A 23743-nucleotide genomic window follows, 5' to 3' on the forward strand; every position below is an offset into this window, starting at 1 on the left:
AATATTATGGCAACAGTAAATGTTTATTTAACATTCAACGGCAACTGCGGACAGGCTTTTGAATTTTACAGATCAGTTTTCGGAGGAGAATTTCCTTACATCGGAACTTTCGGAGAAATGCCTCCAATGGAAGGTAGAGAAACTCCCGAAGAAGACAAAGATAAAATCATGCATGTCACTCTTCCAATTTCCAAAGAAACCATACTGATGGGAAGTGATATAGGTTGTGAAGGGGCTTCTCATTTTAAAGAAGGCAATAATTTTTCAATTTCTATCAATGCAGAATCTAAAGAAGAAGCTGATAAACTGTTTAATGGACTGTCTGAAGGTGGAAATATTACCATGGCTATGGAGGATACCTTCTGGGGTGCTTATTTCGGGATGTTCACCGATAAATTCGGAATCAATTGGATGGTGAATTATGATGATCCTACAAAGACACAGCAGCATCCTTAAAATTTTCTTACAATATACATACACACCGGCTATAAATGCCGGTTTTTTTATGATTGAGCCAAAACTTTTATAACATAAATATTTTCCTTATTATTGATGCTAAATATTAAATCGCACTATTTAATAGATTTTAGTAATAAATAATAAACGATATGAAAGTTATAAAAGCATTGGCGGTAAGCGTTTTTATTTTGGCAACTTCGGTAGTAAAAGCTCAGAAAAATGATCTCGGTGCGTGGTATATGTATTTTGGGAATAATAAGATCAGTAAAAAACTAAACTTACACAATGAAATTCAGTACAGGAATTTTGATGCTATCGGAGATCTTGAGCAACTTCTTATCCGTACGGGAATCGGATATGATCTTACGGAAAACAACAATAATATCTTGCTGGGATATGGATTTATTTTAAGTCAGCCTTATGTAAACGGCCAAAAGACTGAGAATATTGAGCATAGAATATTTCAACAGTATATTACAAAACAAAAATTCGGACGTTTCAATATTCAGCATCGTTATCGCCTGGAAGAAAGGTTTCTGAAAGATGATTTCAGGATTAGGTTCAGGTATTTTTTAGGGTTTAATATTCCGATTAATAATAAAGAACTTACGCCTAAAACCTTTTACGCTTCTGCTTATAATGAAATTTTCCTGCACTTTGACCGTCCGGTTTTCGACAGAAACAGAGTCTACGGAGCTTTGGGATATGTCATCAGCAAGAATATGAGAATTGAAGCAGGGTATATGAACCAGCTTCAGGAGAATAAAAACCGCGGACAAATTCAGATAGGATTTTACAACAATATTCCTTTTACGAAAAATTAAGGTTCATAGATACATCTATTATTTTGTTTTGAATGATTAACGATAAGTTGGTTTAAACTTTTATGGTTAATTCTGAAATTAGTTTAAACAAGTTTTAAACTATTGGTAATTCATAACTAATGTAATGATTTAAAATATTTTGAATGAGAAATTCATATTTTTCTTTAAAAAAAACACTACATTTATTATCAGAAAGAATCAATGATATTGTCATATTTAATAATGTCAGAGATTCTGTATCACATTAAATTAAACAAAATATATGAGCCATCCGATCATCATAGAACAAAAGGTAAATGCCCCGGCTGAAAAGGTCTGGAAAGCACTTACTGATAAGAATGAAATGAAAATATGGTATTTTGATATTCCTGATTTTATATTAGAAACTGGAAAAGTGTTTAATTTTTATGAGCCCGGAGATGAACGAAAATATCATCATCAGGCAGAAATCCTGGAAGTAATTCACGGAAATAAATTTAAGCACACTTGGTATTATCCCGATTTTTCAGATAAAAAGACAACGGTCATCTGGGAGATTCTGCCTGAAGGAGACCGTACACTGATCAGGTTAACTCATGACGATATTGATCATTTTGAAGATCTTGGTGAAAACTTTTCCCGGGAAGCTTTTAATGAAGGATGGAGTGGGATTATCGGCCAGAGCCTGAAATCATATGTTGAAGCTTAAATTAAACAATGCATATTACAATTTGATCAACATCGTATTGAAATTAGCAGCAAGAAATAAATTTTGCTAATTTTGGAGAAATTTATTTTAGAAATCAATGAAAAAAAATATTATAGCCGGCTTTGCGGCGATCATGTTGTTGGCATCTTGTAAAAACGATAAGAAAATTCTTGATTCTCTTGCGGATTACAACAATTCAATGGAGCAGAAAGGATATCACTTCGGAGATAAACTTACATTGCCGGGAGAGGTTACTGAAAATGCAGAAAGTATATCCATTAGCTTCGGAGACAAGGAAACTTCCAATTTAACGATAGATCCAAAATTCTTTACTTTGGGCGATAATCCGGTTACTTTCAATATCAAAACGAAAGGTGGCGAGACGCTAACGCAGGATGCTACCATTAATGTTTTTGCAAAAAGTCCTGAAAAAAAGATGTCTTATGAAATCGTAGCTGAATATCCTCACGATCCTAAAAACTTTGTTCAGGGTTTCCAGATCGAAGGAAATACAATTTATGAAAGTGACGGACAAAATGGCTCTTCACAGATCTTAAAATATACGTTGGGCACGACCACCCCTCTGGCTTCAACCAAACAGCCGCAGGAGGATTTTTCTGAAGGAAGCACCATCGTTGGAGATAAAGTGTACCAGCTTACCTGGCAGAGTAAAAAAGGATATATTTATGATAAAAATTCACTGAAATTATTGTCTGAATTTTCTTATCCGAATGTTTTGGGAGAAGGTTGGGGATTAACATATGACGGTAAAAACCTGATCGCATCAGACGGAAGTAAACTGCTGTATTTCCTGGATCCTGCAAATCCTTCAAAACTAGTAAAATATATTGCTGTAGCCGGAAGTTCCCAGGCATACGATCAGCTGAATGAGCTTGAATATCACAATGGATTTATTTACGCAAATGTTTGGCAGAAACCTGTTATTTTAAAAATTAATCCTGAAAACGGAGAAGTTGTAGGAACCTTTGATTTTACAAATATCGCAAAACAGAATACCAAAGGAAGCGACGACGTTTTGAACGGAATTGCTTTTAAAGGCGATAATATGCTTGTGACAGGAAAAAACTGGCCGAAAATTTATGAAGTTGCAGTTAAATAATTATTGAATATTGAAAGCTGTAAAGAAAAGTCTGATTTCTGGTTTTGCACTAATTCTGTTGTTAACCTCTTGCAGGAATGACAAAGACATGTTGAATGCTCTTGCTGATTACAACCATTCAATGGAAGAAAAAGGATATCATCTTGGTGATCGTCTGAAACTTCCTGAAGATGTAACGGATCACGCAGAGGCTATTTCGATAAGCTTCGGAGATAAGGAAACATCTGAGATGGCGATTGATCCGAAATTCTTTGAATACGGAGAAAATAAGGTGACATTCAATATCAGAACCAAGAATGGTGAAATGCTGAATCAGGATGCGACGATTAATGTTTTTTCAAAATATCCCGAACAGAATATTATTTATAAAGTGGTAGCAGAATATCCTCACGATCCAAATAATTTTCTGGAAGGTTTTCTTCTCGAAGGAAATACGGTGTATGAGAGCGATGGTTTGAAAAATTCTTCTCAACTTATTAAATATACTTTAGGAACTACCAGACCAATCATTGCAGAAAAACAGCCCGGTCATATTTTTTCTGAAGGATGCGCTATTGCGGGAGATAAAATTTATCAACTCACTTATCAGAATAAGATAGGATTTATTTACGATAAAAATACGCTAAAGAAACTTTCGGAATTTCCTTTGCCCAATGAGATCGGCGAAGGTTGGGGACTGACTTTTGACGGTAAAAATCTTATCGCTACGGATGGTTCAAACACACTGTATTTTCTTGATGTGAATAATCCTTCTAAAGTGGTAAAGAAGCTGGCAGTAGGAGGATATAAAGATATTTACACTCAATTGAATGAATTGGAATATCATGAAGGTTTTATTTATGCAAATATCTGGTATCAGCCTTTTATTCTTAAAATAAACCCTAGAACAGGAGAAGTTGTAGGTAAATTTGATTTCACAAAAATTACAGAGGAAAATACAAAAGACGATAAAGAACATGTTCTCAACGGAATAGCTTTTAAAGGTGAAAATATGCTGATTACCGGTAAAAACTGGCCGAAGATTTATGAAATGGCTGTTCAATAGTAAAATTTTAAACATCTTAAATAGAAATAAAATAGTAAATTGGTAGTGTTCCTTTTGGAGTACTACTTCAGTAGAATAATTTGAGAGTATTATATTTGATATGTATGTTCGTTTTCTGTTCGATTCAAGCACAGAAAGCCCTTCCTTTAGACACTTTGAAACTGAAGGAAGCTAAAGATATGCTTGCCGATGATTATGGTAATCTCTACATCTACAAAAACAAAGATTTTAGTCTTACTAAATATGATTCACTGGGAAAACAGATCGGTAAAATGATGCTGACGGTTCCCTACAAAATACAGACGGTACAGAATCCGCTCAGTGTGCCGCTTTTTTCTGAAAACGCTCAGGAGCTTAAATTTGTTGACCAGAATATGAATGAAATCCAGCTAGTGGATTTCAAACAGAAATTCGGTTTTATTAAAATGACTTACGCTGAAGATCTGCAGCAGCTTTGGTTGCTGGATGAAAGTACCAAGAGGCTTATTCAGTACAATTTCAGAAACGAAACGATTATTAATTCTTATCCCTTTGATGCCAGTTTTGATGATCTGATGGATCTTCTGGTGTATGAAAATAAGATTTATATATTAACGAGACAGAACATCAGAGTTTATACTTTTAAGTTTGAAAAAATCTTTGAAGCACCTGTTGAAAACGGAAAACGGTTCAGAAGGGAAAACGAATATATTTTAGTGATTACTCAAAATGCTATTCTGAAATACGTTCCGGAAAAAGAAATGGTTAAAATTTTTCAGGATCCTGATGCGCAGATTGTGGATAAAAATACGCTTTCTTATTTTGAAATCAAGGCCAACAAACTTTATCTTTACAGCCTCGAAAAAAATAAAGAAATCCAGCCACAGACAGAAATTGAACCTCAACAGAAAGATACGGAGCGGGATGTAAACCCATCGGAAAGGAAAGCTTCAGAACCAGATAGCCCGGAAGAAAAACTGGAGAAAAAGACCCAGGAAATTGAAGATAAAAATCCTTCGGAAAGCTCTTTACAAAAGCTGATTGAGGATATTTCCACGCTAGAGTCTGCAGGGGATTAGTGGGATAAATCATTTAACATAAGGAGAAAAATATGCATATTGCAGTTACAGGAAATATTGGAGCCGGTAAAACGACTTTAACGACTATGCTTTCAAAGCATTATGGATGGGATGCACAGTTTGAAGATGTTGATCACAATCCTTATCTCGAAGATTTTTACGCGGATATGAGCAAATGGAGCTTTGCATTGCAGATTTACTTTTTAGGAAGCAGATTTCAGCAGGTAAAAGAGATTAGAGAGAGTGGTAAAAATATTGTTCAGGATCGTACGATTTATGAAGATGCCCATATTTTTGCAGAAAATCTTAATGATATGAAATTGCTTTCTGATAGGGATTTTAACAACTATGCATCTGTTTTTAATCTGATGAAATCATTTGTCTCTGCGCCCGACCTTTTGATTTATCTCAAATCCGACGTTCCGAATCTCGTTAAAAAAATCTATAAAAGAGGCCGGGAATATGAAGCTTCCATAAGTATTGAATATCTTTCCAAACTCAATCAGAAGTACGAAAAGTGGATTTCCAATTATACGGAAGGAAAATTACTGATTATAGAAGTTGATGATCTTGATTTTGTGGAAAAGCCTGAAGACTTCGGATTTATTCTCGAAAAAATAGAAGCCGAACTTTATGGATTGTTTTAACAAAGATTTATTATAAATTAAAGCAATTCGACCTTTTTTTCTTAGTAAATTTGTTTAGCTCTCAAATCAAATAAAATGTTAGTGAAAGTCTTACATAATGGCAACTGCTCAAAATCCAACGCCGTGTTGGAATATCTGGATGAGAATGGAGTTCCGTTTGAAATCATTAATATTGTCGAAGAACCATTAAGCCCTTTGGAAATTAAAACTGTTCTGAAGAAACTTAATCAGAGTGTTTTTGATATCATCAGAAAAAATGAGAAATTATATCTTGAAAAATTCGCGGGTAAAGATTTTTCAGAAGAAGAATGGATTCAGATTTTAGCTGAAAATCCTTCGCTGATTCAAAGACCAATTCTTATTAAGGGTTCTGTAGCGATGCTGGGAAGACCTATTGAAAATGTGAAATATTTTATCGAAAAATAAATAAAAACATATTAAAAATGTAAACAGAAAAGTCAGCTTAATTGCTGACTTTTTCAATTTATAATAGAATTACACCTTCTATTTTTGCGACCTCTTTATAAATTTTAACGACCTGGTCTGCGTCTAAAACAAATGCATTAATATTGCATGCTGTATATTTTCCATTTTTGCTTTCTCTGTTTCCCAGTGTAAATTTTATTCCGTCGAAAACTCTGTATATCTCTGTTAATTTTGCCTGATCCGTAGGAATAATAAATTTAAATAAATAATCTTCCGGAAAATCGTGGTGATCTTCCAATTTTGTCTTTAGTGAATTGTAAAAATCCTCAGGACTTGCATGTTGATTTCCTTGTAAAATATCCATTTACCAATTTTAAATAATATATAAATATAACGAAATTATTTCTATTTTCCAAGAGGCCCCAACAGTGACTGGGAGTTCTGGATTTCATAATCTTCGATAATATTAAACATTCCGTTTACCAATTGCTCAGATGCAAGCTGGCTCAATCCTCCGGCATTTAAGGTGCTTTTATTCCCTCCAAGCAGACTTCCTAACAGGTTGCTTCCGGATAATGCAGTATTAATGCTTCTTACAATTCCATACTGATTCAGTTGTTCCTCAACTTTTGGCGTGATGGCCGCAATGAGTTGCTGTGATGTTTTTTCTTTAAGAATTAATGTTGCAGTTCCTTTTTCTCCCTGGATGATTCTTGTTACATCCTGTGCATTTAAGCTATTTACTGCACTAACAAGGATAGGTTTTGAAATATTAACTGTATAAACGGCCGCATCTGCAATATATGCTCTCTCTTTTTGTACCAGTGAAGGAGCCACTTTTTCCAGCATCGAATTGATTTCTCTCAATTGTTTTGGAAGAGCTTTGTCTACCATATTATTTTGCAAAAACGCTTCTCTGTTGCTGTAGATGTTTACGCCTTTATCAATCCCGCTTAAAAGAAACCTTTTAATGATGGAAAGACCAAGATCAGATGTTGCCAGCGTAGTGCAAGATTGCACAGCTGTATTGATAATAGCTCCTGTACCGATTATTAGGGCAGCAGCAATAATGTACTTTTTCATTCTTATTGATTAAACACTTATATTTTCAAATAATGAACCAAATTTACCTACAATTATTATTTTAACAAATTTTTTATATTGATTAATGATAATTGTGTCTAATAAATATTCCAGAATCCAATCAAAATTGTCTAATGTTAATGATTTGATAAAATTTTTTTTATTTAAGATACGATGAATATTAACTTAAAATCTGTTGTATTATGATGTATTTAAAATATAGTTTTTAACAGTAAATAAATATTATTGTATTTAATAAAATTTAAACTTTAACATAAAAATAAAAACATTAAGTAAAATTAACATTGTTCAATATATTTTTATAATTTTGACTAATGTCTTTTTATGATAACATGTATTTTTTCATGATAAGCAGGAAAAAAAGACACTGTCTTTTTTGTTAAATATGATTGTACGAATAAAATTTAACTATATGAAACAAAGTGATTTAAAGTATTCATGTCTCATTGCTGTTTTATACTTTGGTATGAATGTCAATGCACAGACTACACCAAGAGATACTGTTGCCAAGGAACAGAAAATCGAGGAAGTGGTGATGATTGGGTATGGTAAACAAAAGAAAATTGATTTGACCAGTTCCGTTGCAACAGTTAAAGCTGCCGATATTGTGAAAACACCATCTGGCCAGGCAACACAGGCGCTACAAGGAAAAGTTGCGGGCGTTCAGATTATTTCAAATGGCTCGCCTGGTGAAGCTCCTAAAATTAATATTAGGGGGGTACATTCCATTAACGGGAATAATCAACCGTTGTATGTGGTAGATGGTCTCTTTGTAGATAATATTGAGTTTTTAAATCCTAATGATATACAGGATTTCACTGTTCTTAAGGATGCTTCTGCATCAGCAATTTATGGGGTATTAGCTGCTAATGGGGTGGTAGTGATAACTACTAAAGGTGGAAGTTATAATAGAAAGGCCAAATTAACATATGATACTTATTATGGATATCAATTTGCAAATAATGTGATTAAAATGGCCAATACAGAGCAATATACTAATTTTGCACTAGAGTCTGGATCACAGTTTGAAATTGATGCTATTGGAGCTGCTATTCAGAGATTTGGAAGAAGTAGAACAAACCCTAACCTTCCTGATGTGAATACGGACTGGTATAAAGAAGCATTAAGAATTGCACCTATTCAAAGTCATAGTTTATCGGTTGATGGAGGATCTGAAAAAGTAGCATATTCACTAGGTGGAAACTTCTTTTCGCAAGATGGTATTCTAAATATGAAAAATAGTTACCAAAGGTTTAATGTTAGAGCTAAAGTTGACGCTAAGGCAACAAGCTGGTTAAACGTTGGAACAGTTATTAACTACACTAGAGGTGAGAAATATGATGACGAAGGATCTGCATGGCAGCAAATTTATTATGCGGTTCCTGTAATGCCTGTATATGACTATCTATTTACTAGTGCTACTGTAATGCCTTATGCTGATGCTCAGGTTCTCGGGTACAGAGGACATGATAATCCATTCGCTTTAATGGATAATGTTGATAAACTTGGTGTACAAAAATCTTTGAATTTTAATACATATGCTGAAATAACTCTACTTCCCAAAGAATTAACATTTAAGACAACACTTTCTTACAATAATAGGAATATAAGTGAGCGTTTAATGGAACTACCTTATTATGTTAATAGTATTGGAAATGGATTTCAAAGAACTTTAGATCAATCATCAATAACAAGAAATAATTCAACTTACGAAGATTATATTTGGGATAATACATTGACATGGAATAGAACATTTGGAAAACATGATTTAACATTATTAGTTGGTACTTCATATGCTGATCAATCATACAAGTTTATGAGTATGAAGGGCTTTTTCTTTAATGGCAGTTTATTTTCGAGAGACAATGAAAGCTCTTGGTATATTAATAATGCTTCTCCAGATGGAAGAATAACATCAGAAGGACAGCCATATCGTTTCTATAGGACTTCTTATTTTGGAAGATTGTCTTATAAATTCATGGATAGATATATAGCATATGCTACGCTTAGAAATGAAGGTTCAAACAAATTTCCAAATCAAAAAACAATTAATCTTCCAGCTTTCGGCTTAGGGTGGATAATTTCAGAAGAATCTTTTTTGAAAAATGTTAGTTGGCTTAACCTTTTAAAGTTACGTGCTGGTTGGGGAAGATTGGCTAACGACGCGGTTAATGCAAATAGAGCAAACACACCTTTTGCTGTTAACACTGTTTTTGCTGATACATATGTCGCTGCATATCAATTTACCACTTTTAAGGATGATGTTAGAAGAGAGTTTACTGAAGAAACAAATATTGGATTATCGGCAGAGTTTTTACGCAGAAGATTAACTCTCGAGGCAGACTATTTTATAAAGGACACCAAAAACATGGTTATTCCTGTTCAACCAATAGTAGGAAGTGAAGTGAGCTATAAGAATGTTGGTACAATGAGAAATAAAGGATATGAAATATCTGCTGGATGGAGAGATAAAATAGGTGAAAATTGGGGATATAGTATAAATGGAAATTTTAGCCATATTAAAAATGAGATTACTGATTTAAATGGTCAGGCTTTTATAGCCAGAGGTTCGGGTGATTTTCCACAACGTTTAGTTGTTGGCCAGCCTATAGATGTCTTTTATGGATATGATGTTATTGGAGTGTACCAAAATCAAGCTGAAGTTAATGCAGATCCCACAGCTGTTTATGCGAACGCTAACCAAGGTGCAGGAACTGTTAAACCTGGATATTTTAAGTATAGAGATATTAATGGTGATGGGAAAATAGATTCGGATGATCGAATGTATTTAGGTTCACCTGTTCCAACATATTATTATGGAGGATCTATAGCAGTAAATTACAAAAATTGGGATCTTTCTGTAGCAGTTTATGGACAAGGGGGTAATAAAATATTAAATAGAAATAGAGCTGAGGTTATAAGAACTACAGGAAGAAATATTGATGCTGATTTTGCAATAAACCGTTGGCACGGTGAAGGTACAACAAATGACTATGTTTCTTCAGAGGGATATCGTCAAAGTTGGAATAATCAGAAGCTTTCTAAGTTTTGGTTACAAGATGGAGACTTCTTCAGGGTACAAAATATTCAAATAGGCTACACATTAAAACAACAAGGTGTTCCTGAAATGAGATTTACTTTAACTGCTGATAGACCATTTATGTGGACAAAAAGCAAAAATCTAATGAATCCCGAGGTAGCTAATGATGGTGTTAATTTGGATGTATACCCAACCCCATCTGTTATTTCTTTCGGTTATAGTATTAAATTTTAAAAATAATATAAAAATGAAACGATTTAAATATATAAAAATAGCTTTAGTTAGTAGCCTAATTGCTTTATCAAGTTGTGATGATAAGTTAGATGAACCTATGGAATTAGATGCTGGTAGTAGCTATGATTATTCGAGCACAGAGGGAGCAAAAGGTGCAGTAATGGGTGCTTATGCGACATTATCCGGTCAAAAACTGAATGATAATGGAGGTTATGATGATACTGGATTAGGATGGGAACAAATCCCATTGATTTCTGTAAGAGGTGATGATGTTAATGCTGGTGGAAAAGGTGATCAGGCTCCATTCACTGATACAGATAGATTCGCTTACGATCGTAGTTATTGGATGTATAATTCCTTATGGGAAATTTGGTATCAAAGAATTGTACAAGTTACCGCGCAAATGGATCAGTTAGAGAAATTTAGATCAGGTGGTGTTAATTCTCAATTAATTGACCAATACATCGCTGAATGTAAAACACTTAGAGCTTTTTATACATTAGAAATATCAAGGGTTTGGGGGAAAGTTATTGTAATGGAAGAATTAGATCAGAGCAAGCTTACTTTAAGATCTAAAGACGATGTCATGTCTTGGATTTCTTCTCAGATGGATCAGGCTATACCTAGTCTTTTAGACATGAGACCGAATCAACGTACAGATATAAAAGGAGGAGTTACAAAATATACTGCTTTAGCAATTAAAGCAATGGCTAACTTAGAATTGAAAAATTATCAGGGTGTTGCTGATGCAACAGGTGCAATAATTAATTCAGGAAAATTCACACTTTATAGTGACTACTATGAATTATTCAAAACACCAGGTAAATTAGCTGATGAAAACTTGTTAGAAATTCAATATTCAGATTTTGGAGTTGGAACAGGTAATAATGTTAAACACCTGTGGGATTTCTATGGACCCACAAGTTGGACTCCATCCGTAACAGGAGCTGGAGCAGGTTGGGGGTTTTATGAGCCAAGCCTTAAATATATCAAATTTATGCTGAGTAGAAATGAACAGAAAAGATTAGTTACAAATGTTCTTTTCACACCAGATGGAATATCAAAAATCAAAGAAGATCCAAATTTTGCAACACTACCTACTTGGGTTTCTAATGTAACACCAGATAATGACCAAATTAATAATTCTGCAAGAGCTTTGTTTTTTAGTGGTAAGCATTATTTGCCTAGTAATCAGTTGATACCAGGAAGGCTTAGTTATGGTAGTAATAAAAATTATATTATTACTAGATACGCTGAAATATTATTAATGTATGCAGAAGCTGTTGCGAGAGGTGCTAGTCCTAGTGCCGGTTCAGCTGTTAACGCTGTTAATATTGTAAGAAACCGAGCTGGATTGAGTAGCTTAACTTCAGTAACGGCCGATCAGGTAATGGATGAAAAATTTGCTGAACTGGGCATGGAGTGGGGAATTCGATATTTTGATATGGTAAGATTAGGTAATACTGCCGCATTAAGTTATGATGGCAGAAACTTTACAATGGATAAGCAATTTTTGCCATATCCTTTAGCACAGCTTGAGAAAATACAAGCATTGGATAAATAAACAACTTGATCTAAATAAAATGAAAAAAAATATAGTAAAATTAGCTTTTGCACTAGCTTCTCTATTAATGTCTATTTCGTGTTCAGACAAATACATTGATGATATCAATGAAGTTGCACAAGGAAGCGATATAGTAGCCCCTACAGTAGAAATAATTAGCCCAGCAGGAAACCTACTTATCCCTTCATCTGCATCTGGTGCTAATGTCAAATTTCAATATAAAGTAATTGATGATATTGAAATTGGTAATGTTGATCTTTATTTGGATGGAGTTAAAATTGAAAGTAAAAATTCATTTCTTGACTACAGAATTTATAATGGTAGCTATTCATATAATAATCTTTCTACAGGATCTCATACAATTAAGGTAGATGCTAAGGATATGACAGGTAAGATGTCAACTAAGTCATTTACATTTACTATTGATAAATACACAAAAAAGAGTCAATACGAAACCCTATATATGCCTTTTTCTGGGGGAAATGTCTTTACTGATGTCATTACTACTAATAATCCGACAGTAACTGGTAATCCTATTACAGTTTCTAACGGTTATTCTGGGGCAGCATATGGAGGTGGAAATAATTCGTACTTAAGTTTTCCATTATCGGGATTATATAGTGAAAATGGAATAAGCTTTACTTTTTGGTATAAGGTTAATTCATCACCTGATCGCGCAGGCATTATTACCATAAACGATGATGATGATAATTCAAATGAGAATCGAAAAAAAGGCTTTAGATTATTTAGAGAAGGCAATACATTATCACAAACGATTAAGCTTAATTTAGGTATTGGAAGTGATGAATCTTGGAATGATGGTGGAGTAATAGCTGTTAATAATCAGTGGGTGCATATAGCTGTTACGATCTCTAAAACTGAATCAAAAGTTTATTTTGATGGTGTGCTAGTAAGAACAACTTCGTATGTTTCTCCATTTGATTTTTCATCTAGTAATAATATAGTGATTGGCTCTGGTGCTCCTTCATTTTCATACTGGGGACACAATTCCGATTTAAGCTTAATAGATGAGGTAAGAGTTTATAACAAAGCACTCGATCAGGCTGAGGTAATGGCAAGTAAATTATTTTAATATTATGTAATTTAATCGATAAACACTTTATGGCTATATTTGCTATAAAGTGTTTTTTAATATTATGTATAAAAAAAAGAAATTTTTAGGTTATTTTGTGTTATGTTTGATATTGATGCTTATGTTAAATAGTTGTTCAAATTCAGACATTCCATCACTAGGTGACACTTATAATCCTAATCCAACTTACAGTTACACCGATCCCCAGCTCATCGAGATGGTCCAAAAAGATGCATTAAAATATTTCTGGGATTATGCAGAAACCAATTCAAAGCTTGCAAGAGAAAGATATCATACGGATAATCCTTCGCAGGATGCTAATGTTGTAACTACGGGAGGATCAGGTTTCGGATTGATGACGATTCTGGTGGGAATTAAGAATGGATATATTTCCAGAGCAGAAGCAGTCTCAAAGCTAACAACTTCGCTTAATTTCTTACAGAATGCCAATCGTTTTCACGGAGCATGGCCTCATTGGATGAACGGAGCTACAGGACAGGTTATTCCATTTGGTGCAATGGATGACGGTGGAGATTTGGTTGAAACTGCATTTTTGGCACAAGGATTAATCTGTGTAAGAGAATATTTTAAAACTTCTTCTGACAATTCAGAATTAGCACTTTCTCAAAAGGCAGACACTTTATGGAAGGGAATCGAATGGAATTGGTACACTCAGGGACAAAATGTATTATATTGGCATTGGTCTCCTAATTACAATTTCCAGATGAATTTGCAACTAAAAGGTTTCGACGAAACATTAATTACTTATGTAATGGCAGCAGCTTCACCAAATTATTCTATAGAAAAACCTGTTTACCAGCAAGGATGGGCAAGAAATGGGAGTATTAAAAATACAGGATCACAATATGGAATTCCTTTGGTAGTTAACCATAACGGAGCAAATGGTACAGTTGGTCCCATGTTTTGGTCTCATTATTCTTTTTTAGGCTTGGATCCCAGAGGTTTATCAGATGAATATGTGAATTATGGTGATGCAACAACAAACCATGCAAAAATAATGTATCAGTACTGTGTTACAAACCCAAAAGGATGGCAGGGTTATAACTCAAAAAGCTGGGGACTTACCGCAAGTTATTCAAGAAATGCAGATGGCTCAACAGGATATGCTGCACACCAGCCAAATAATGACTTAGGAGTTATTTCCCCTACAGCAGCATTGTCAAGTATGCCTTATACTCCTACAGAAAGTATGAATGTACTTAGATTTTTGTATAATGAAAATTATAATAAATATATTGGAGTTGCAGGACCTTATGACGCCTATTCTGTGCATTACAATTGGGTTACCCCCAGGTATTTAGCCATAGATCAGGGTACAATTGCTCCAATGGTTGAAAATTATAAAAGCCAATTTTTATGGCAATTATTTATGAACGCTCCGGATGTTAAACAGGGGCTAATTAAATTAGGTTTCCATTCTACACAATACGGATTCTAATAAAAATATAAAAAATATTAATATGAAGAGGATTATAATGTCAGCGACATTAATATCATTACTCACGGTTTCCTGCAAAAATTCGCAGGCTTCAAGACAAGAAGTTGTGAAACCGCAAATGGTTAAAAATGATATTACTGATCAACAATTAATGGACAAAGTGCAAAAAGATGCCCTGAAATACTTTTGGGATTATGCCGAACCGAATTCTTTGCTTGGAAGGGAACGCTACCATGAAGATAATATCTATCCCGATAATGATAAACATGTCGTTACAACGGGTGGTTCCGGATTTGGGCTTGCAACTGTTCTGGTAGGAGTTGAAAGAGGTTTTGTACCAAGAAAAGAGGCGGTGAAACGGTTAACAACGATGATGGATTTCCTCGCAAAGGCCGATCGTCATAAAGGTGCATGGTCACATTGGATCAATGGTGAAACCGGTAAAACAGTACCTTTCGGGAAAAAAGACAACGGAGGTGATTTGGTAGAAACAGCATTTTTGACATCGGGAATATTAATGGTCCGGGAATATTTTAAAAACGGAAATGCTGAAGAAAAAGCATTAGCCAAAAAATGTGACGAACTTTGGAAAGGCATTCAATGGAACTGGTACACAAAAGGCGGTGAAAAAGTATTGTACTGGCACTGGTCACCGGATTACCAATGGGAAATGAATTTTCCGCTGGAAGGATACAACGAATGTTTGATAACGTATATTTTAGCGGCATCCTCACCAACTTATCCCATCGATGCTGAAACGTATTATAAAGGCTGGACAAGAAATGGAACCTATCTTTCAGATAAAACAAAATACGGACTTCCTTTATACGTTAAACACAACGGAGCTGAAGAATATGGAGGCCCACTATTCTGGGCGCATTATTCATACATCGGTCTCGATCCTACAAATCTTTCAGATAAATTAATCAAGAATTATTTCGATTTAAATAAAAATCAGGTTCTTATTGATTATAAATACTGTGTTGAAAATCCTAAGCAATGGGCAGGTTATGGACCAAATTATTGGGGGTTAACAGCCAGTTATTCAAGAAATAGCGATGGAAGTGTTGGGTATGATGCTCATTTTCCACAAAATGACAGAGGAGTAATTACCCCTACGGCAGCATTGAGCAGTTTTCCATACACCCCTAAGGAATCTATGGATTTTTTACGATTTTTATACACACAGAAGCCTGAATTTATAGGGTCCGCAGGGCCTTATGATGCCAATTCGATTCAGTACGACAACTGGACAACCCCAAGATATCTTGCGATCGATCAGGGAACCATTGCCCCGATGATCGAAAATTATCGAACCGGATTTTTATGGAAGCTCTTCATGAACGCTCCGGAAATTCAGCAGGGATTGAAAAAATTGAGCTTTAAATCTGAAAAGTACGGCATCCGGTAATTTTCAGGAGCTTGATCCTGCTGTTCACTGTATCTTTTTTTGCCGGGCTTTTCCCTACCAAAAAAAGGATGCCGTTCCCATCAGGGCTAGGAGGACAACCTGAATAGAAATAACATACCGAATTTAAATATCAATTCATCAAACGGCTTTACTAAAACTTAAAAGTAAAATGAAATTAAAACTAAAGCATTTGCCACTTATTTTCTTACCTTTTTCAGTAAGCTTACATGCACAGGAAATAAAATCGGAATTAAATAAAGAAATTAAAAGGCAGGAAAAAATTTCCTATATTCTCGATTATCCGCAAAATGCCAAAGGCAATGTTCCTTTGATCGTTTTTCTCCACGGATCCGGGGAAAGAGGTAATAACCTGGAAATGGTTAAGGCACACAGTCCTTTTACTTATAAAAATTTAATAAAAGAACCTGTTGCCATTTTGGCTCCGCAATGTCCTGAAAATACCTGGTGGGATACGGTAACGGTCTATGCTTTGATCAAAGAAATTCAGGCAAAATATAAAATTGATCCTTCAAGAATTTATCTTACAGGACTTTCGATGGGAGGATGGGGAACCTTAAAACTGGCGATGGAACATCCTGAAATGTTTGCAGCAGTGGTTTCCGTATGTGCTCCTACCGATAGGGTGATGTATGCCAATATTGATCAATACAAAAATCTGAATATGAAGATCTTCCATGGCGGAATGGATGATGTGGTTTTACCTGAAAATGCATTTAATTTTTACCAAAAATTACATCCTGTGAATCCTTCAGCAGAACTTAAAATTTTCCCGAATGACAATCACAATTCCTGGGATTCAACCTATTCTGATCCTAAATTATATGAATGGATGCTGTCAAAAAGGAAATAATTAAACAAAATTTAATAATAATCATTTATAATGTTGACGATCTTTACCAAATATACGATATCGAAAAATGACAATTGTTATTAAAAAGTTTGTTGTTTGCATTTAAATAATTATTATTACAAAAGAACTATATAATTAAAGAAGATAGATTTATGAAAAAGTTAATTGTAATGGCCACTTTAGCACTGGCGCCTGTGTTTTCGGCTCAGGAAATGGTATCGAAGCCCGTTCAGTCATATCAGACGGCTCAGTATCAGGCTAAAAAGAAAGCATTCGTAGACAATCTTTTGTCGAAAATGACATTGGATGAGAAAATCGGACAGCTGAATTTACCAAGTTCTGGCGATTTTACCACCGGTTTGGCTAAAAGCTCAGACATTGGAAAAAAAGTAGAACAGGGGTTAGTAGGTGGACTATTCAATATAAAAGGTGCTGATAAAATCAAGGCTGTTCAGAAAGTAGCCGTTGAAAACAGCCGACTTAAAATTCCGTTGATTTTCGGGATGGATGTTATTCACGGATATGAAACGACTTTCCCTATTCCGTTGGGGCTAGCTTCATCCTGGGATATGAATCTCGTTCAGCAATCGGCGCGTGTAGCAGCAAAGGAGGCTTCAGCAGACGGAATCAACTGGACATTCTCGCCGATGGTTGATATTTCCCGCGAACCAAGATGGGGAAGAGTATCTGAAGGTTCAGGAGAAGATCCGTACTTAGGAAGCGAGATTGCTAAAAATATGGTCTATGGATATCAGGGTAAAGATCTTTCGGCAGGAAATACCATTTTGGCTTGTGTTAAACACTTCGCATTATATGGAGCTGGTGAAGCGGGAAGGGATTACAATACTGTTGATATGAGCCATATCCGAATGTTTAACGAATATTTCCCTCCTTATAAAGCTGCTGTTGACGCGGGAGTTGCTTCTGTAATGGCTTCCTTCAATGAAGTAGATGGGGTTCCGGCTACAGGAAACAGATGGCTTCAGACAGAGGTATTGAGAAATCGATGGAACTTCAAGGGATTTGTAGTAACCGATTATACGGGAATCAACGAAATGGTAGATCACGGCATGGGTGATCTTCAGCAGGTTTCTGCACTGGCTTTGAAAGCGGGAGTGGATATGGATATGGTGGGTGAAGGTTTTTTAACAACCCTTAAAAAGTCTTTATCTGAGGGAAAAGTGACCCAGGGTGAAATCGATATGGCGGCAAGAAGAATCCTTGAAGCAAAATATGACCTCGGGTTATTCGATAATCCTTATAAACATGGGGATGCAAAACTGGCAGCGAAAGAAGTTTTCAGTCAGGAAAACAGGAATGTTGCCAGAAATATCGCAGCTCAATCTATGGTTTTATTGAAAAATGAAAATCAGATCCTTCCTTTAAAAGCTTCCGGAACAGTAGCTGTAATCGGGCCATTGGTTAATAATTCCATTAATATGACCGGAACGTGGAGTGTGGCTGCTAAACATGATAAGTCGGTCAACTTGGTGCAGGGGCTTGAAGCTAATTATGGCAAAAATGTAAAATTCATCTCCGCAAAAGGCGCTAATATTGATTATGATGCAAAACTGGAAGAAATTTACGCGGCTCACGGTAAGAAAACAGACCGAGACAACCGTTCGAAAGAAGCCTTATTAAAAGAAGCCGTTGATGTGGCCAATAAAGCAGATGTTATCGTTCTAGCCATCGGAGAATCTGCGGAAATGAGCGGTGAATCTTCTTCAAGAACAGAAATTACCATCCCTCAGTCTCAGGTAGATTTATTAAACGAATTGAAAAAGACAGGAAAACCAATTGCTATGGTACTTTTCACTGGTCGCCCATTAGCACTTACCAATGTTAAAGACACTCCTGATGCTATTCTGAATGCATGGTTCCCAGGTTCAGAAGCAGGAAATGCAATCGCAGATGTTCTTTTCGGAAAAGTAAATCCTTCCGGAAAACTACCGATGACATTCCCGAGAAGCTTAGGACAGGTGCCTATCTATTATAATGAGAAAAATACAGGAAGACCTTTGGATCAGAAGCTTGTTGATAAATGTGAATACCAGAGATTCCGTTCAAATTATATGGATGAGTGCAATACACCGCTTTATCCATTTGGATATGGATTGAGCTACACTAAATTCAACTATTCTGACGTTACGGTTTCTAATGCAAACCCTAAAGGAAACCAGACTGTTCAGGCTTCTGTAACGGTTACGAATTCCGGAAATTACGATGGGGCAGAAGTGGTTCAGCTTTATATCAGGGATCTTGTAGGAACCATTACAAGACCTGTAAAAGAACTGAAAGGTTTCCAAAAAGTAATGCTGAAAAAAGGAGAATCTAAAAAGGTTACTTTCAATATTACTCCTGAAGATCTTAAGTTCTATAACGGAGATCTGAAATATGATTGGGAACCGGGAGAATTTGATATCATGATCGGAACAAGTTCTGCAGACGTGAAACATTCAAAGATTAACTGGACAAAATAAATTTTAAGTCACTCAAATTGAGTGACTTTTTTGTATATTAGAGTAAGATTAAACCACCTGAAAACTTTAAAATAAAACATATGAAAAAAACAATCTTATTTAGTTTAATGTTTCTGAGTTCTTTGATGCTGTGTCAAAAAAAGACGCCGGTTGTAGGGAACGACAGAGATGTACACGGGTGTATCGGTTCTGCCGGCTATACTTATTCCCAGATAAAGAACGAATGTGTACGCGTTTTTGAACAAAAAATCAAGCTTAAAGAAGTGGATGGGGATAAAAGCTATTCCACCATGACAGCGGTTATTTTCAGCAAAAACATGAAAAAGGCAGAAATATTTATTCCGGATGGCGCCGCAAAAGCATTATCCTTGAAAGGCAGGGTAAAAGCAGAATCTGGAAAAGTGGAAAGGCAATAAAAGATAGTTATGTATTGGTTCCTTATAAGAAAAAAGGCTATCAGATTAAGAAAAACGATGTAGTAATTTATCAATAATGAACAGAAAGCCATTCTAAGGAGTGGCTTTTATCATTTTATTAGATATTTTTATAACACTATTCAGTATCGAAACGATTTTCAACTCTCACAGAAAAACCCTATTTTTGCATAGCTAAAAAGTAAAAGAAAGAATGAATTCCTACAAAAATCCATTGGAAGAACGCTATTCAAGCGAAGAAATGTTGTTTAACTTCTCTCACAACAATAAATTCCAGAACTGGAGAAAGCTTTGGATTGCCCTTGCTGAAATCGAAAAAGACCTTGGCCTTGAAATCACAGATGAGCAAATTGCAGAATTGAAAGCCAACGCTGAAAATATCGATTATGATAAAGCAGCTGAATATGAGAAAAAATTCAGACACGATGTAATGGCTCATGTTCATGCTTACGGTGATGTGGCGCCTTCCGCAAAAGGAATTATTCACTTGGGAGCAACTTCGGCGTTTGTAGGAGATAATACAGATTTAATTCAGATTCGTGACGGACTTTTAATTTTAAAGAAGAAGTTGGTTAACGTAATGAAAAATTTAGCAGATTTTGCTATTCAATATAAAGATTTACCAACGTTAGGCTTTACTCATTTTCAACCGGCCCAATTAACAACTGTTGGGAAAAGAGCAACTCTTTGGTTACAAAGTTTAGTTCTCGACATTGAAGAACTTGATTTTTTCTTGGAAACTTTGAGATTCCGTGGAGTAAAAGGAACTACGGGAACTGCTGCAAGTTTCCTTGAGCTTTTTAACGGAGATTACTCTAAAGTGAAGCATTTAGATAAAGAATTATCCAAAAGATTCGGTTTCGAAAAGGTTTTCGGAGTTTCCGGACAGACTTACGACAGAAAAATTGATGCTAAAGTTGTTGCTTTATTAGGAAATATTGCGCAATCTGCACATAAATTCACCAACGATTTACGTTTACTTCAAAATCTTAAAGAAATTGAAGAGCCTTTCGAGAAAAACCAGATCGGTTCATCTGCAATGGCTTACAAGCGTAATCCGATGAGAAGCGAAAGAATCGGAGCATTGGCAAAATATGTGATGTCTTTGACAACAAGTTCTGCAATGGTAGCTTCAACACAGTGGTTTGAAAGAACACTGGATGATTCTGCTAATAAGAGACTGACTATTCCTCAGGCATTTTTAGCGGTGGACGCGATTCTATTAATTTGGAACAACATCATGAACGGAATCGTAGTGTATCCGAACAGAATCAACAAACATATTATGGATGAGCTTCCATTCATGGCGACAGAATATATCATCATGGAAGAAGTGAAGGCAGGCGGTGACCGCCAAGAAATTCACGAGGTGATCAGAGTTCATTCCATGGAAGCTTCTAAGCAGGTAAAAGTAGAAGGAAAAGAAAACGACCTTATCGAAAGAATCTTGAACGACCATTCATTAAAACTGGATAAATCGAAATTAAAAGAAGTTCTGGATCCTAAAAACTTTATCGGTTTTGCTCCGATCCAGACGGAAGAATTTATAAAGAATGAAGTACAGCCAATCATCGATCAGAACAAAGATCTTATCGGACTGGAGGCTGACCTTAAAGTATAATTAATGTATGCAGTCTTTTTGGCTGCATATTTTTTTGAAATTAAACTAATTCATGAAAAATATATTTCTCTTTTTTATTATCTTTTGTCTGAATTTGATTCCACTGGAAACTGTTGCTCAGATTAAATCAGATGATCTGAAAGATTTTCAGTTAACAAAAGAGGAATATAGCGAGTTTAAAACTTTTTTAATTTCAAAAAACTTAAAAGTAAAAGATACAATCTTTATCAAATATGATTTCAACAATGAAAAATGTTGGGATCAATTGGATCTTCATAGCAAAAAGTATATTAATAAAATTGTCAGCAACTTTCAGACTCATATTTCATATTTCAATACTAGCTTTGAAACAGCCGTTGCATATAACTTTAGGGAGCCGGGAAAAAGATTTAATAAATTGAAACTTTGGGATGAGACAATTATCATTGATAGTGATAAAATTTTAAAAAAGCTTATTTTTAAAGAGAAAGTTGAGTGTGGAACTTCTGCGGTTATTCTTGCTGATGGATCTTATCTGATTTATGAAAAAGATCCTCATTTTGAGCTTTTAAATTTGCATCATAATTATTCTGGAAATAAATTTTAATGAATAAATAACGCCAAATGAAAAAAGTATTTTTAATTATTTTATTAATGCCTATGCTTTCTTTTTCCCAGAAAAAGGATGTTCTGAAGTATTTTAAAACGAAAGATTCTTTGGTTGGTGTTAAAAATGAAGACGGTACAATCATCGTTCCGGCACAGTTTAAAATTTTTTCTTATCTGAAAGATGGAGAATTGGTAAAAGGGGAAACTATTTATTTTGACGGACCAAAACAAGACGAGAAACCGGAAAAAAATGCGTGGGGATATGTTTATGACAAAAATGGAAACTTTCTTTACAGACCTTTCTTTTACGACAACGGAGCAGATTATTTCTCAGAAGGAGTAAGAAGGTTTGTTAAAAACGGAAAAGTTGGCTTTGCAGACAGAAACGGGACGGTTATTATCAAGCCTAAATATGATTTTGTATCGTCGTTTAATTATGGCTATGCTGCCTACTGCAACGGCTGTGATTGGGAGAAGACACAAGAAGAGCATAAAGCCATAGTCGGTGGAACATGGGGTGTTATGAATTTCAAAGGAGAAACTGTTCAGCCTGTTGAGAAATCGGCTAAGACGGTTGAATCAAATGGGAAATATTATCCGTATCCTTTTTCTTATAATGAAAAGGAAAAGAACATTCTCAAATTTTTTGAGAAACAGAATAAAATGCTTTCCGAAATATATTACGTCAACCATTACAATAAATTATCTGCTGATGAAAAAAAACTTTTCTTTGAAATTGTAGAGCGGCCGAAGGAAAACTTTCCGTTTTATCAGGTAAACACTTATGATTACAGAAAGACTGAAGCAGGATTATCTGATTTTAAATTTCTTGTATCGGCAGATGGTAAAAGAGTTATCGCGTTGGAATTTGAAGATGAAAGGATCCCTTTTGAAAAATGGCTTGAGAATAAAATAAAAGAGGCCGGGAAATTTCAGAAAGAACATCCGGATCATCCGAATAAATTAAGTAAATAAGAAATAGCGAAAATATTTATTCCGTAGGAATGAAATCTGTGTAGGAAATGAAATTTAAAGGTGATATGCATTCCGTAGGAATGTTATCTTTGCAAAAATGATGGAAATAAAATATGCCGAACACCTATACACAGATTTATATTCAGGTTGTTTTTGCTACAAAAGGAAGGAGCATTAAAATTAAATCTGAAGTAAGAGTTGAAATTGAAAAATATATTTGTGGAATATTTAACAATAAGAAACAAAAGGTATTAGCGATTTATGCAAATCCTGATCATGTACATGTTTTCTTTAGTTATAAAAATTTGCAGATAACAATTCCGGAATTAATTAAAACGGTTAAAATTGAATCAACAAATTTTATTAATGAAAAAAAGTTGTGTTTTGGTAAGTTTTACTGGCAAGAAGGTTATGGAGCTTTTTCTTATGCAAAAAGTCAGAAAGACAAGGTTGTTAATTATGTGCTAAACCAGGAAAAACATCATTCAAAAAGAGCTTCAGAGAAAAATATATTGAAATGCTGAATGCTTTTGAAATTGAATTTAAGAATGAATATTTGTTTGAATTCTATGATAACGAAAAATAATTTCTGATTACAGTAT

Annotated in this window: 21 protein-coding genes and 1 pseudogene; 20 read left to right on the top strand and 2 right to left on the bottom strand. The window is 34.9% G+C overall.

Annotated elements, in window-relative coordinates; translation table 11 throughout:
• The first annotated feature begins 6 nt into the window (after positions 1-6).
• From BMW64_RS17270 to BMW64_RS17305, 8 genes are all read left to right on the top strand, one after another.
• On the top strand, positions 7-456 hold the full coding sequence (locus BMW64_RS17270; RefSeq protein WP_090001412.1) for a VOC family protein: 450 nt from the start codon (positions 7-9) through the stop codon (positions 454-456).
• A gap of 152 nt (positions 457-608) precedes the next feature.
• Entirely contained in the window at positions 609-1283 is a 675-nt protein-coding gene (locus tag BMW64_RS17275) for a DUF2490 domain-containing protein (RefSeq protein ID WP_090001414.1), read from the top strand.
• Positions 1284-1545: 262 nt separating this feature from the next.
• Positions 1546-1971: an SRPBCC family protein gene (locus BMW64_RS17280; RefSeq protein WP_090001416.1), complete on the top strand. Its 426-nt coding sequence runs from the start codon at positions 1546-1548 to the stop codon at positions 1969-1971.
• Between the two features lie 97 nt (positions 1972-2068).
• A complete protein-coding gene (locus tag BMW64_RS17285) occupies positions 2069-3091 on the top strand; it encodes a glutaminyl-peptide cyclotransferase (RefSeq protein WP_090001418.1) in 1023 nt (340 codons plus the stop codon).
• A 10-nt stretch (positions 3092-3101) separates the two neighbouring features.
• Positions 3102-4136, top strand: coding sequence for a glutaminyl-peptide cyclotransferase (locus BMW64_RS17290; protein WP_228400946.1), 1035 nt, complete (start codon positions 3102-3104; stop codon positions 4134-4136).
• A gap of 104 nt (positions 4137-4240) precedes the next feature.
• Complete coding sequence (locus BMW64_RS17295) at positions 4241-5194, top strand: hypothetical protein (protein WP_228400947.1); 954 nt, start codon at positions 4241-4243, stop codon at positions 5192-5194.
• 32 nt (positions 5195-5226) lie between these two features.
• Positions 5227-5841 (top strand): deoxynucleoside kinase, encoded by a 615-nt coding sequence (locus BMW64_RS17300; protein WP_090001422.1) that lies wholly within the window; start codon positions 5227-5229, stop codon positions 5839-5841.
• A 75-nt stretch (positions 5842-5916) separates the two neighbouring features.
• Positions 5917-6267, top strand: coding sequence for an ArsC/Spx/MgsR family protein (locus BMW64_RS17305; RefSeq protein WP_090001424.1), 351 nt, complete (start codon positions 5917-5919; stop codon positions 6265-6267).
• 58 nt (positions 6268-6325) lie between these two features.
• Here the strand turns inward: BMW64_RS17305 and BMW64_RS17310 are convergent, their stop codons facing one another.
• The gene (locus tag BMW64_RS17310) at positions 6326-6631 is read right to left on the bottom strand and encodes a DUF493 family protein (protein ID WP_042721409.1); all 306 of its coding nucleotides are present in this window, start codon (positions 6629-6631) and stop codon (positions 6326-6328) included.
• Between the two features lie 41 nt (positions 6632-6672).
• Positions 6673-7350, bottom strand: a complete 678-nt coding sequence (locus tag BMW64_RS17315; protein WP_090001426.1) for a DUF4197 family protein — start codon at positions 7348-7350, stop codon at positions 6673-6675.
• A 433-nt stretch (positions 7351-7783) separates the two neighbouring features.
• Between BMW64_RS17315 and BMW64_RS17320 the strand changes: the two genes are divergently transcribed.
• From BMW64_RS17320 to BMW64_RS17375, 12 genes and pseudogenes are all read left to right on the top strand, one after another.
• Positions 7784-10645 carry a SusC/RagA family TonB-linked outer membrane protein gene (locus BMW64_RS17320; RefSeq protein ID WP_177175317.1) on the top strand — a complete coding sequence of 954 codons (2862 nt, stop codon included), beginning with the start codon at positions 7784-7786 and terminating at the stop codon, positions 10643-10645.
• A gap of 13 nt (positions 10646-10658) precedes the next feature.
• Entirely contained in the window at positions 10659-12209 is a 1551-nt protein-coding gene (locus BMW64_RS17325; protein ID WP_090001496.1) for a RagB/SusD family nutrient uptake outer membrane protein, read from the top strand.
• A gap of 19 nt (positions 12210-12228) precedes the next feature.
• Positions 12229-13302 carry a LamG-like jellyroll fold domain-containing protein gene (locus BMW64_RS17330; protein WP_143052724.1) on the top strand — a complete coding sequence of 358 codons (1074 nt, stop codon included), beginning with the start codon at positions 12229-12231 and terminating at the stop codon, positions 13300-13302.
• A 121-nt stretch (positions 13303-13423) separates the two neighbouring features.
• On the top strand, positions 13424-14761 hold the full coding sequence (locus BMW64_RS17335; protein WP_228400948.1) for a glucoamylase family protein: 1338 nt from the start codon (positions 13424-13426) through the stop codon (positions 14759-14761).
• 22 nt (positions 14762-14783) lie between these two features.
• Positions 14784-16172, top strand: a complete 1389-nt coding sequence (locus tag BMW64_RS17340) for a glucoamylase family protein (protein WP_090001432.1) — start codon at positions 14784-14786, stop codon at positions 16170-16172.
• 169 nt (positions 16173-16341) lie between these two features.
• Positions 16342-17043, top strand: a complete 702-nt coding sequence (locus BMW64_RS17345) for a carboxylesterase family protein (RefSeq protein ID WP_090001434.1) — start codon at positions 16342-16344, stop codon at positions 17041-17043.
• Positions 17044-17195: 152 nt separating this feature from the next.
• Positions 17196-19523 carry a beta-glucosidase BglX gene (gene bglX, locus BMW64_RS17350; protein ID WP_090001437.1) on the top strand — a complete coding sequence of 776 codons (2328 nt, stop codon included), beginning with the start codon at positions 17196-17198 and terminating at the stop codon, positions 19521-19523.
• 80 nt (positions 19524-19603) lie between these two features.
• Positions 19604-19939: a hypothetical protein gene (locus BMW64_RS17355; RefSeq protein ID WP_228400949.1), complete on the top strand. Its 336-nt coding sequence runs from the start codon at positions 19604-19606 to the stop codon at positions 19937-19939.
• 211 nt (positions 19940-20150) lie between these two features.
• Positions 20151-21578, top strand: a complete 1428-nt coding sequence (gene purB / locus BMW64_RS17360; protein WP_090001439.1) for an adenylosuccinate lyase — start codon at positions 20151-20153, stop codon at positions 21576-21578.
• Between the two features lie 52 nt (positions 21579-21630).
• A complete protein-coding gene (locus BMW64_RS17365; protein WP_090001442.1) occupies positions 21631-22164 on the top strand; it encodes a hypothetical protein in 534 nt (177 codons plus the stop codon).
• A 17-nt stretch (positions 22165-22181) separates the two neighbouring features.
• Complete coding sequence (locus BMW64_RS17370; protein ID WP_090001444.1) at positions 22182-23141, top strand: WG repeat-containing protein; 960 nt, start codon at positions 22182-22184, stop codon at positions 23139-23141.
• Between the two features lie 113 nt (positions 23142-23254).
• Positions 23255-23727: pseudogene (locus tag BMW64_RS17375) on the top strand (IS200/IS605 family transposase).
• The last annotated feature ends 16 nt before the right edge of the window (positions 23728-23743 follow it).

The sequence above is a fragment of the Chryseobacterium taichungense genome (assembly GCF_900109935.1).
Lineage (GTDB): Bacteria > Bacteroidota > Bacteroidia > Flavobacteriales > Weeksellaceae > Chryseobacterium > Chryseobacterium taichungense.